The sequence below is a fragment of the Rhodococcus sp. WS3 genome, assembly GCF_003797085.1.
In the GTDB taxonomy this organism is placed as follows: domain Bacteria; phylum Actinomycetota; class Actinomycetes; order Mycobacteriales; family Mycobacteriaceae; genus Rhodococcus_F; species Rhodococcus_F globerula.
In genome coordinates this window covers 1,042,024-1,054,296 of record NZ_RKMA01000002.1, presented here as the reverse complement: position 1 = coordinate 1,054,296, position 12,273 = coordinate 1,042,024, and the positions used below count along the sequence as shown (strand labels likewise).

The 12,273-nt window shown below is 60.2% G+C and carries 9 protein-coding genes; 4 read left to right on the top strand and 5 right to left on the bottom strand.

Annotated features, from left to right (window positions below; genetic code table 11):
• Positions 1-404: 404 nt before the first annotated feature.
• The 4 genes from EEB13_RS18940 to EEB13_RS18925 are packed head-to-tail and all read left to right on the top strand — an operon-like array spanning position 405 to position 4,357.
• Positions 405-1,610 (top strand): thiolase family protein, encoded by a 1,206-nt coding sequence (locus EEB13_RS18940; protein ID WP_141486048.1) that lies wholly within the window; start codon positions 405-407, stop codon positions 1,608-1,610.
• Positions 1,611-1,647: 37 nt separating this feature from the next.
• Positions 1,648-2,415 carry an SDR family NAD(P)-dependent oxidoreductase gene (locus EEB13_RS18935; protein WP_141486047.1) on the top strand — a complete coding sequence of 256 codons (768 nt, stop codon included), beginning with the start codon at positions 1,648-1,650 and terminating at the stop codon, positions 2,413-2,415.
• Positions 2,412-3,206: a crotonase/enoyl-CoA hydratase family protein gene (locus EEB13_RS18930; protein ID WP_141486046.1), complete on the top strand. Its 795-nt coding sequence runs from the start codon at positions 2,412-2,414 to the stop codon at positions 3,204-3,206. Before EEB13_RS18935 ends, EEB13_RS18930 begins: the two co-directional genes overlap by 4 nt.
• Before the next feature lie 32 nt (positions 3,207-3,238).
• Positions 3,239-4,357 carry an acyl-CoA dehydrogenase family protein gene (locus tag EEB13_RS18925; RefSeq protein ID WP_141486045.1) on the top strand — a complete coding sequence of 373 codons (1,119 nt, stop codon included), beginning with the start codon at positions 3,239-3,241 and terminating at the stop codon, positions 4,355-4,357.
• A gap of 281 nt (positions 4,358-4,638) precedes the next feature.
• On the opposite strand, the gene EEB13_RS18920 is transcribed toward EEB13_RS18925, so the two are convergent.
• The 5 genes from EEB13_RS18920 to EEB13_RS18900 form a co-directional block, all read right to left on the bottom strand.
• Positions 4,639-6,156, bottom strand: a complete 1,518-nt coding sequence (locus EEB13_RS18920) for a class I adenylate-forming enzyme family protein (protein WP_141486044.1) — start codon at positions 6,154-6,156, stop codon at positions 4,639-4,641.
• Between the two features lie 137 nt (positions 6,157-6,293).
• Positions 6,294-7,091: an enoyl-CoA hydratase/isomerase family protein gene (locus EEB13_RS18915; RefSeq protein ID WP_141486043.1), complete on the bottom strand. Its 798-nt coding sequence runs from the start codon at positions 7,089-7,091 to the stop codon at positions 6,294-6,296.
• Positions 7,092-7,142: 51 nt separating this feature from the next.
• Positions 7,143-7,934, bottom strand: a complete 792-nt coding sequence (locus EEB13_RS18910; protein ID WP_099697947.1) for an enoyl-CoA hydratase/isomerase family protein — start codon at positions 7,932-7,934, stop codon at positions 7,143-7,145.
• A 53-nt stretch (positions 7,935-7,987) separates the two neighbouring features.
• On the bottom strand, positions 7,988-9,937 hold the full coding sequence (locus tag EEB13_RS18905; RefSeq protein ID WP_141486042.1) for a flavin-containing monooxygenase: 1,950 nt from the start codon (positions 9,935-9,937) through the stop codon (positions 7,988-7,990).
• Positions 9,938-10,203: 266 nt separating this feature from the next.
• Complete coding sequence (locus tag EEB13_RS18900; RefSeq protein WP_141486041.1) at positions 10,204-12,042, bottom strand: AMP-dependent synthetase/ligase; 1,839 nt, start codon at positions 12,040-12,042, stop codon at positions 10,204-10,206.
• Positions 12,043-12,273: the final 231 nt, after the last annotated feature.

Sequence of the window (12,273 nt, the reverse complement as noted above, 5' to 3'; positions counted from 1 at the left end):
AGCGTGTGGCAACCGCTACGGCAATGCGCTCTGAACCTTGAGAAGGATTGTGCCATAAGAGACTTGATTTACGACGACTGGATGATAACGCGGCTGTTCCCGCAAGGCGACGCGAATGCCCTCGCTGGCAAGGTTGGTGGCGTCAAGTCTGGGGTTGCCGTTGACGGTGTCGCTTCGTTGGTTCATTCGAGGGGGCAGGGCGTGGCGCTGGGTGGCGGTTGGTGTCGACATCGGTGTTGTCGTTTGCGCACTTGCGTAAACGATCGTTGACAGTGTGGTCCGCCGGCACTACCTTTGAGACGGCAAGGCTCAAAAATAAGGACCTGCCTTTCGTGCCCACGTCCAGATTCTCCGGATCGTGTTCTGGAGACAGTCAGGGACTACCTGAATTTTAGGAGTGAAACATGCGGAGTGCCGTCATCGTCGACGCTGTCCGGTCACCAATGGCCAAAGGTCGTGCGGCAAAGGGCGATCGCCCAGGTGGTGCGCTGTCGAGCGTGCACCCCGTCGAGCTTCTCGGTCAGGTTTTAGCGCAACTGTTCCAACGTAACAATCTGGACCCTGGACTGGTGGACGATGTCATCACCGGCTGCGTCAGTCAGGTAGGAGAGCAGTCGGGACCGATCGGCCGATGGTCATGGCTCGCAGCCGGGCTACCCGAACATGTTCCCAGCACGACAATTCACCGTGCCTGCGGTTCGAGCCAGCAGGCAGCCGACTTTGCCGCCCAGACCATCATGGCAGGCGCGAACGACATCGTGGTCGCGTCAGGCATCGAGTCCATGAGTCGGATTCCGATGCTGACAGCACGTATCGGGCAGGACCCCTTCGGGCCTTCGGTGGCGGAACGATATGCGCCTGGATTGATTGCGCAGGGTGTGTCAGCCGAACTGATCGCATCGCGGTTCGCTTTGAGTCGAGCAGATCTGGACGAATATTCAGCGCGCTCACATGAACTCGCGGCGCAGTCGGACTTCACGGCCGAGATCACCCCCATCACTGTTCCCTCCGATTCGGATGGTGGCGGGCCGCGCGTTGTCGACGCCGACGAGACGGTGCGCCCGGGAACAACTGCAGCAAAACTGGCAGGGCTCGAGCCGTCGTTCCGGACGGACGAGATGTCGGAGCGCTTCCCGGAGATCGATTGGTCGGTGACAGCGGGTAACTCCTCCCAGCTCTCAGACGGTGCCTCTGCGCTTTTGATCATGAGCGAGGAGAAGGCAAAAGCGCTCGGTCTCACTCCTCGGGCTCGATTCCATTCCTTCGCCTTGGCCGGCGATGATCCGATTTCGATGTTGACCGGGCCCATCCCGGCCACGGAGAAGATCCTCGAGAAATCGGGATTGGCGATCGATGAAATCGATCACTACGAGGTCAACGAAGCGTTTGCGTCAGTACCTCTGGCGTGGCGTAAGCACTTCGATGCACCCATTGAGAGACTCAACCCGCGAGGCGGTGCGATCGCTCTCGGCCATCCGCTCGGAGCCTCCGGTGCCCGTCTGATGACCACCATGCTGTACGCACTCGAGGAAACCGGTGGGCGGTTCGGTCTGCAGACGATGTGCGAAGCGGGCGGCATGGCGAACGCAACGATCATCGAGCGACTCTGAGAGTAATCAATCGTAAGAACATAGGAGAACCTCCAGCATGGAAATCAACGGAATATCTGCAGTCGTTACCGGAGGCGCATCGGGACTTGGGCTTGCTACTGCGCAACGGCTACTCGATCAAGGCGCCAGCTCCGTCGTGATCGCAGATCTTGTGACCTCCGAGGGTGAGGCCGTCGCCGAAAAGCTCGGTGATCGAGCACATTTCGTGGCGGCAGACGTTCGATCTGAGGCAGATATGTCAGCTGTCTACGACAAGGCAGAGGAGGGCGGGCCATTACGAGCCGTGGTCCACTGTGCCGGAAGGGGAGGCCCGATTCGGCTCGTCGGCAGGGATGGCGAGCCCGGATCGCTCGAGCTGTATTCGGAAATAATCGGAATCAATCTGATCGGCAGCTTCAACATGTTGCGATTGGCCGCAGCGAGGATGGCGCGCAATACCTCTCTCGACGGCGATCGAGGTGTTGCGATCCTCACTGCCTCGGTTGCCGCCTTTGAGGGACAGATCGGCCAAATCCCTTATGCCTCCTCGAAAGCAGGGATTGTCGGTATGACCATCGTCGCCGCCCGCGACCTTGCCAGCAAGGGAATCCGCGTGTGCACCATCGCCCCTGGCACCTTCGACACCCCGCTGCTCTCTCGCCTGTCCGAAGAGGTCCGCGGTTCTCTGGCCGCGACGGTTCCGCATCCGAGCCGTCTGGGAGATCCGTCCGAGTACGCAAAGCTTGCTCTCTCCATCATCGACAACGGAATGCTCAACGGTGAAACGATCCGGCTCGATGGCGCGATCAGAATGGCTCCCCGATGACGGAGAGCGAACGTCTGGGAACCGCTGACGAGAGCGTGAGCCTTCGCGTCGAAGGGCCGATTGCCATCATCACGATCAACCGGCCGTCCGTGCGTAATGCGATCGACTTGCCCACTGCCGAATCGATCTCCCTTGCATTTGACACCTGTGAAACTCAGACGAGTATCCGCGCGATCGTACTGACCGGCGCAAACGGTTACTTCAGTGCGGGAATGGATCTCAAGGCTCTCAATGCGACTGGAGACCGCCCCATCACCAAGCGGCGAGGGGCATTCGGGATCGTGGAGAAGCCACCGAACAAGCCGCTCATCGCGGCGGTCGAGGGGCATGCCCTCGGCGGTGGGCTCGAGATCGCACTCGCAGCCGACTTGATCGTGGCCTCCGAGACTGCCCGTTTCGGGCTCCCGGAGGTCAAGCGGGGCCTCGTCGCGACAGCCGGCGGCGTACTGAGGCTTCCCCAGCGAATTCCCCGAGCGATCGCGCTCGAATTAGTGCTGACGGGCGAGGCGATCAGCGCGGGCATCGCTCGAGACCTGGGTTTGGTCAATCGAGTCGTTCCTGAGGGCACTGCCCTCGACGCGGCGTTGGAACTGGCCTCCGTTATCGCAGCCAACGCGCCGATGGCTGTGCGAGCGGCGAAACGGGTAGTCGTCGAATCTGCTCAATGGCCGTCCGAGGAGGGGTTCACACGGCAACGTGAGTACACAGATCCAGTTCGCGCGTCGCGGGATGCGCGAGAAGGCGCCCAAGCCTTCGTCGAGAAACGTTCACCGCAGTGGCAGGACGCGTAGCCGCGTCGCCAACCAGAGAGGGATTGATTCTGATGTCGCTTGATCCGGTTGCCTTTGACAACGAACATGAGGCGTTCCGTGAGAGCTTCGGCCGCTTTCTGGAGAAGACCGTTCTTCCGGACTACAACAAATGGCGGGAGTCGGGAGCGATTCCCCGGTCGGTGTATCGCGCGGCCGGGGAGTTCGGATTCCTCGGGATCTGTGCGCCCGAGGAGTACGGCGGCGGCGGAGTGACCGATCCACGATTCGGTGCGGTTCTCGTTCAGGAGGCCATGCGTGTGGGCTGCACCGGGTTCGCGGTCACTCTTGCGTGGCATTCCAACGTATGCATCCCGTTTATCACTGCCCACGCGAGCGCGGAGCAGAAAGCCGAATGGCTTCCCGCGCTTGCCGCTGGTGAGAAGTTGATCATGCCGGTCGATGGATCCTGCCTGCAGGTGTCACGTAGTCCGGATGGCGACGCGGTGGTTACGGGCGCGGTCGGTAGCGTGATCGGCGGCGCAGTCGCCGATCTGCTCTTGACAGTCATCACTGAGGACGGCCGGAACACGACTCTAGTCGCGGACATCGAGCCTTCCGACCACGGCGACAATCCTGGTGCCGCATTTTCGGTCGAACCCGTCGTCGGGTCGCTCGGCCTCGAGGACGCGGCCCTGGCCGACGTTGTCTTCGGTCATCGAATGTCCCAGAGCAACCTTGTTGCGGGTGACGCCGGGTCGGAGATCGCAGCGGATGGTGATCTTTGGCTCGCGGTGGTGCATCTCGCGGGGGCCCACGCTGCGTTCGACCGCACGGTTACCTATGTGCAGGAACGGAAGGTCTTCGGAGAAAGGCTGTCGACCTTCGAGAACACTCGGTTCAGGCTCGACGCCGTTTCGTCGCGGTACAGTGCCGTGCGAGCGGCAGTCTTCGCGGCTATCAGGCAGCGTCAGGCTAGCGTGCCCTCGAATGCGGACGCCTCAGCACTGCTTCGGCTCGCTGCCGGCCTTCACCAGGATTCGGTCGATTTGGGACTTCAACTGCACGGTGGCTACGGGTATATGCGGGAGTACCCAATTGCACAAGCGTTCGCAGATGCTGGATTCCTTCTCGCCTCGGGTGGTTCGAACACCGAAATTTACCAAGTGATTTCGCCGATGGCACGATATTGAGACCCAGCCGGACCCAACCGAAACACTGACGGTGCCCGCGGAGTTCACTCCGCGGGCACCGTCATGTCTATTCGTACAACTCCGAAAGCACACAGGAATCCCGTTCCCACGCGATCGGAGTAAACCCCAGCATCAATTGCAGATTGTTGTCGATCCGAGTCCGACTTTTGAAACATCGAGCACGTGCGACTCTCGTCTTGCCAAAGCGGCGGTCTCGGCCAGTTCCGTGGCGACCTCATGGGCAGGGGAGTCGCTGGGCGGCCCTGCGGGTGCCGTATGGGTCAGGTCGACGTGTCGGTACGGAGCAGGTGCTTCTGGACTTTCCCGGTGGCATTCCGTGGCACCGCGCCGAGAACGAGATCGCGGGGGATCTTGTAGTCGGCGATCAGTGGTCGGCAATGCTCACGGAGTGAGTCCAGGGAGAACGTCGCTCCGCTGTGAAGATTCACTACGGCAATCACGGTGGCCCCCCACTCTGGATGGGGTCGGCCGATGACCGCCACATCAGCCACGCTCGGATGCTGGGCGATGGCTTGTTCGACCTCGGCGGAATAGATGTTGCGACCGCCGGAGATGACGACGTCTTTCAGTCGGTCGACCAATCTCATGGCTCCGTCGGCGGTGACGTGCATGAGGTCACCGGTGTGGAGCCAACTGTCGCGGATCGTTTCCGCCGTAGCCTCGGGGCGGTTCCAATATTCCTTCATGACTGCCTCGCCGCGGAAGAGGAGTTCGCCGACTTCGCCGGGTGGTGTGTCGATGCCTGATCTGTCGACCACGCGCGCTTCCATGAAGGGTTGAGCAATGTGCCCGGACGAATCTGGGCGGGCAAGAACTTGCGGCATCGTGGAGTAGATGCCAGTCGGTCCGGCCTCTGTCTGACCGCACTGCTGGAAGAAATCGACGTGGGGCAAGGCGGCGAGTAGGTCGCTGACGGCGGATGCGGGCATGGGTGCCGCTCCGAAAACACCTATACGCCAGGAGTTGAGGTCGCGACGCGCGAGATCGGGCAGTTTGAGGAGGAACTGATACATCGTCGGAACCCCGAAGAGCCACGTGGCCTTCTCTTGCTCGATCATATCGAGCACTGATTCCGGATCGAAGGCGGGAATGAGTAGATGGGTGCCGCCGAGGAGGGTCGTCACATTCATAAAGGTGGTGCCACCCGAGTGGTACATCGGCGTGAGGTGGAGATAGCGATCACCATCGCGCAACCCGAGCGAAACGATCTGTGCCATGGCCGCCCAGACTGCGCGGTGATGGTCGAACAGCGCGCCCTTGGGATTGCCCGTCGTGCCGGAGGTATAGAGGATGAAAGCGTTGTCTGATTCAACCGCATGGTCTTCGCGAATTGGCTCAGCTGAGGTCTCTTCGAAAAGATTGGGATGCTTGGCGCTCGATCCGAGCGCCACCAGAGTGGGCAATTCGCACATCGACGGCTCTCGGGATCTCACGCTCTCGGCCAGCGCGGTCTCCTGCGATCCGAAGGCAAGTAGTGAACTACCGGAATCCGAGATGATGTGCGCGAGTTCTGGGGGTGCTAGTCGGGTGTTGATCGGGACGACAATTGCGCCGAGGCGCGACGCCGCATGTGAGGCGATGACAAACTCGGGTGAGTTGGATGAGAGAAGCGCAAAGCGATCCCCCTTGGCGAGGCCAAACTCATGGAGCCTGCCCGCGACTCGGGCGATCTCCGCATCGAGTTCACGCCAAGTCCACCGGCGAACACCGGAAACGAGGGCCTCTCGATCCGGTACCCGGTTGGCATTGCGGATGACGGTGCCGCCGATGGTCGGCATGATGGATCCTTTCGGCTTAGGGTGAAGGGTACTCGGAAGGACTCACCGCCCGGTTACCCGTGAGTTGAGGGGTTCGTATGGAAGCGCCCTAGCTGTCGTAATCTGTTGGGCGCGTTGCCAGTTGATGCTGTCTCTTGTTAGGTGCCCGTGAACTTCGGGGCGCGACGGTCTCGGAACGCCGAGACGCCCTCCATCAAATCGTTGGAGGCCAGAGTCCGCTCCTCATAGGAGAGGGACAGATCGAGGACTTCGTTCGCTCGCGTTCTGGTGACCTGATTGAGCGACTTCTTGGTTGCCTGGACGGCAAGTGGCGCCAATTCTGCAATTCTCTGGGCCAGTGTAATAGCAACCGGCCTGGCTTCGTCCGGGTTCTCGACCAGGTCGGTTACCAGCCCCAACTGGAATGCAACCGGCGCATTCAAAGGGTCCCCAGTCAGGAGATGGCGACGAGCGCGGAGCATCCCAGCGGCAGCGGGCCAGACCAGACATCCACCGTCGCCTGCCGCCAAACCCAGCTGGACATGCGTGTCGGCGAGGTAGGCGCTCTCGGCAGCCACGACGGCGTCGCAAGCGAGCGCGATCGTTGCGCCCAGACCGATTGCAGGGCCCTGAACCGCTGCGATGATCGGCTGAGGAAGATCGAAGAAGGCCGACATCAGACGGCGTCCGTCCTCGACGATCTCACTTCGCACGGAAGCATTCGTGTGTGCCGCCTCCATGAGATCGAAATCTCCGCCGGCAGAGAACGCCTTTCCCTCGGACGACAACACCACTGCGCGTGCTTCTGGGTCTCGCGCAATCTCATGGAGAGCAGACGTGAGGTCACGGTGCAATGCGGCATCGACCCGATTGAACAGGGCCGGACGTATCAAAGCGATTTCTCGGACGTGGTCGCTGAGACGCCGAACTACCAGCGAGGTTTCAGTTGACGGCATGACATATCCCTCTTGTCCTGTAAGTGAACTGTGGTGACGAGTACGCCCGGCTCAGCGACCGAGCCACACAGGCTTGCGCCGCTCGATGAATGAGGTCATGCCCTCGACGCGGTCGTCGGTGGCAAACGAAACTTCGAAGAGGCGTCGCTCGAGCGACATCCCAGCGGTCATGGCGGTCTCTTCCGCACCCTGGACCGCTTTCTTGGCAAGTCGGAGTGCAAGTGGTGGTCCCGATGCCACTTTCGTGGCTAGAGCGATGGCCTCGTCACGCCAACAGTTCTTCTCGACCACTCGGTTGACGAAGCCGAACTCTCGCGCTTGGAATGCCGAAACGGGCTCGCCCGTCAAAACCATTTCCATGGCTCGCTGCTTGCCGATCGTTCGGGCCAGCCGTTGCGTTCCACCGCCTCCGGGCATGATGCCGACCTTGATTTCGGCCTGAGAAAACTGCGCAGTGTCGGAGGCCACGATCATGTCGCATGCCAAGGCTAGTTCACAACCTCCGCCGAAGGCGGGCCCGGAAACGGCTGCAATCAAGGGCACTTCGATCGCAGCGAGACGAAACCAGAACTGTGCAGTGTGTGAGGTCAGGACATCGTGAATAGGTCGATGCTGCATCGACTTGATGTCGGCCCCTGCTACGAAGGCGCGATCGTGACCCGAGATCACCGCGACGCGGGTCCGACCGTCGCTACTGATGTTGTCGAGCTTCTCGATCAGGGCACTCATCATTTCTGGCGACAGGGCGTTGAGCACATCGGGTCGATTCAACTGAATCACGGTCACGCCGTCGCTTCGTTGCTCGGTGACAACGAGCTCCTCCGATGATGTATTCGTTTGCATAGCAGCCTCTTCGCGGTTCATGTGAGTTCGTGGTGACATTGACGGCAGTTGGATTAACCGGTTGATTCGCAGGCGTAGTCCTTCGGCTCGAACTCGACGGTCCGCGCCCAATAGTCGACGTATCGCCATGGGCTGCTTACGACAATGCGACCCGCGTCATTTCGGTAGTACGTGGTCATTCCGGGATGAGACCACACGGACTGCGAGAGTGCCTCGTCGAGTTCTTCGTTATACGCCTTGTAAGTGCTGTCCCTCGGCTCCACGGTCTTCAGGTTGTGCGCAAACATGTGTTTGAGGGCCGCCATGATGTACCGGACCTGGAACTCGGTGCTGTGAATGGCACTGCCACCGTGGCCGGCGTTGGTGTTGGGCCCGTTGATGATAAAGAAATTCGGGTAGTCGGGAACAGTGATTCCAAGATATGCCCGAGCATCGTCCGTTCCCCAGGTCTGGCCACGCAGGGTCTTGCCTGAACGACCGCGAATATCCATGGGGTACAACATCTGCAGTGTTTTGAAGCCGGTTGCCAGCACGATCATGTCGACGGGGTACTGCTCACCTGAGGAGGTGATGATTCCGGTTGCCGTGACCTCGTCGACGCCTTCGGTGATCAGGTCGACGTCGTCGCGGCACACTGTCCGGTACCAACCGTTGTCGATGAGGGGCCGCTTGCCATACGGGGGATAATCGGGGATACATGCGTCGACGAGATCGGTTCGATCGCCGAGCTGGGTCTTGATGTATTCCGTCAGGAAGATCCGGTGTCGCTCGTTGATTGCGTTGATCGACCTGTCGGGGTGCGGCCAGTTCGGATCGATCTGAATCGAAGAGTGAAGCCGATCGCTGAAGTTCCAGAACGATCGCAGGCGGTACCACGCCAGATAGAAGGGAATTTGTTCGAACAGCGCACGCACCTTCGAGGAAACTTCCCGCTGGTAGTTGGGATGAGGAACCGCCCATTGCTTGGAGCGCTGAAAGATGAGGACCCGGTCGGCTTCATCGACGACATTGGGCACCAACTGCATTGCACTGGCGCCGGTGCCGATCACTCCGATTCGTTTGTCGCGCACGTCGGTGTCAGAGAGCCATTGCGCAGTGTGCATGACCGGGCCAGCGAAATCGCCCAATCCGCGGATCGACGGAATCGACGGGCGGTTCACCATACCGACCGCGGAGATCACGGCGTTCGCCGAGATCGTGTTCTCCGTGCCGTCAGCGTTCCGGATCTGGACGTTCCACCGGCCAGTGGATTCGTCGAAATCTGCCCGCAGCACCTCGGTGCCGAATCGAATGTGATCGTGCAAATCATGTTGCTGTGCCAGTTGATCGAGATATCGGAACACCTCGCCGCCGCGTGCGAAGTAGCGTGTCCATTCAGAGTTCTTGGCGAAGGAGAACGAGTAGAGGTGGCTCGGTGTGTCGACACCGACGCCTGGATAAGTGTTCTCGAGCCAGGTTCCTCCGATGTCGTCGTTCTTCTCGATGACTGTGAACGCAATCCCAGCGGCTTTGAGTTTGATCGCGGCACAAATTCCGGACAGACCGGATCCAATGACGAGAACCTCGAATTGAGTAGCCGGCGGAACAGCGTCCATCTCGACATCTCTACTGATGACTCCTAGTTCTTCGGACAAAAGTTCGCCGTAGTTCGACGGAACATCCTCTGCCAGAGCCACACCCAGCATCCTGGCTACCTCGTCGGGCGAAGGCGTGATCGGCGTCAGGCCCCCCGCGTTGTAGCGGATCACCGCTTCGAGTGCTGCATCGCGGACCTCAGCCTGAACGTGATCGGGGAGACCTCCCGAGTCGTTGTCATCGAGCCCACGTGCGTGCTGCGGAGCATATGGCGGTAACAGCCAACGTTGGTCTCCCGTGAGATGAACGAGCACCATGAGTAATGTCGGGATGTTTGCCTCGGTGAGGGCGTCCTCGAGATCTTCGGGGTCGGTCGCTGAAGCGACGATGTCCACGGGCTCGTTCACTGTCGTGTTGGTATCGGTCATGGGGTCGATTCCTCTCGCTTCGCCCAGATGGCAGGCGGACTTCCGGACGTCAGGTCTTGGCCGGTGGTGGTGCAGCGTCGGATGAATGAGACGCTTTTATGAGCCGTTATGTCTCAATAATAGGGTGTCTGCGATTTGCTCGTCAAGACACGGGTCTCTCCTGGCGCTCGGAAGTCCGTCCTTGCGCGAAAGAAGGCTTCCGTTTGGATGAAACACGTGCGCCCGGACCACATTTCATGGTCCGGGCGTACGAATTCTCGTAGGCGTCAGTTGGCGTACAAGTGTGCAATCTCCTCGGCGTACTTCCCGAGAATGGGGCGGCGCTTGAGTTTGCCGGTCGGTGTCAGTTCAGTACTGTCCGGAGCCCATGCGTTCGGAAGTACTACGTACTTCTTCACCTGTTCCACGCGGGAGAGCCGGGCATTCCCCCGGTCGACGGCGAGGGCGACTTCATTCAAGACTGCCGAGCATTTCGAGAGTTCCTCCGGAGTGGCCGCGTCGATACCGTGGCGCTGGGCGCAGGCCTGTGCAGCTTCGGGATCGAGGGCTATCAGCGCGGTGACGTATTTGAATCCGTCGCCGACTGCCACGACCTGGCCGATCACCGATGACTCACCGCGGATTGCCGATTCGATGTTCGCCGGTGACATGTTCTTGCCGGCAGTGTTGATCATGATCTCTTTCTTCCGATCAACGATAGTGACATAACCGAGTTCATCGATGACGGCGATGTCGCCGGAGTGGAGCCATCCATCCGAGTCGAGAGTTGCTGCTGTTTCTTCGGGCCGCTTGAGGTAACCGACGAAATTGAACGGGGATCTGATGAGAAGTTCACCGTCTTCGCCCAATGACACTTCCGCACCAGGCAACGGCCTTCCGGCGCTGCCGGTCTTGTACGCGTCCACCGCATTGAATATGCACAGTGACGCTTCACTCGAGCCGTAGGCCTCGATGAACGGAATTCCGATGGCGCGGAAGAACTGGGCGAGTTCCGGCGCTGCGGGTGCACCCCCGACGATGGCGGATTTCAACCTGCTCAACCCGAGGCGGTCGAGTACGGGTGCGAGTGCGGGAAGACCATCGCGATGGGCTTCCGTCAGAGTGGCGAGTTCGGACTCGGGCACACACTCGCCGGAGGCAGTATCGGACGCCCGCGCAATGCGCATGCCAACCTCGATAGTCTTCTTGATGGTGTTCTTCTGGTCTTCGTCGGGGAGCGCCTCGATCAAGCCCTCGATCCCGACCTGCAACTTTTCGAACACGCGCGGCACCGAAAGCAGTGCGTCCGGTCGCGCATCGGCAAAGTGTGCGGCGGCTTGCGAGATGTCAGGGCAAGCAGTGATGGTCGAACCGTACCCCAATGCCATGTAATGGACTGTTGCGCGGCCACCGGCGTGTGCAAGCGGAAGAAACGACACCACCGACTCGGTGGTGACCGGAATGCCGGCGTCGAGCGCACGCTGACCCTCCATTACCGAGTGGTGAGACCATGCAGCCGCCTTCGGTGAACCGGTTGTTCCCGAAGTGAAGATCAGGGTTACCAGGTCGTTCGGCTGTATCGCGCGCCATATTGCTTCGAAGTCGAAATCGGGAGATCCCTTTGCCTCGACTTGTGCGAGGGTGATCGTACCGAGCTGATCGTCACTCTCGCCGTCGACCACCACGACATGTCGGATCAGCCTGCCGCTCTGTGCAACGACATGGAGAACCTTGGGAAGAAAATCCTGCTGGGTGACGATGATCTCCGCGTCGGCAGTTCGAAGCTGGTCCACAATTTGCTCGGCTGACGAGCTGTTGTAGATAGCGAACGGAACTGCGCCGAGGTGAAGTGCCGCGTAGTCGACAATGTGGCATTCAGGGCTGTTGGGTAACAGCAGCGCCACCGTACTGCCATGTCCGACATTAAGACTCGCCAGACCGGCTGCGATACGTTCGACCCGCGCGCCCATCTGCGCCCAGGTAAATCGAACCCCGTCACCCTTGGTTCGCAGCGCAATGCGATCAGGCTTCTGAGCGACGATCCTCTGAAACGCTTCCGCTACCGTCTGCGACGAAAGCGGGGGCTTGGTCGTCAGGTCGAGCGACTGGTCTACTAGCTCCGGCATCGGTACTCCTCTTCGGCAATCATGATGTGGTGTCTCCACGAGACGGCGAGGCTCTCCATCGAAGGGGCGCAAAAAGTTGTCGCCACACGCGAGGGAGCACAGCTTTACTATTTGTGAGCCTCGGTGTCTCAATAGTAAGTCTTCGATGATGAGACGTCAATCACTTTTCTTTGCAAACCCTTGGTTATCCCCTTTGGCGCCGATTGGATGCAGTCGCGTCCGGCTGGCTTC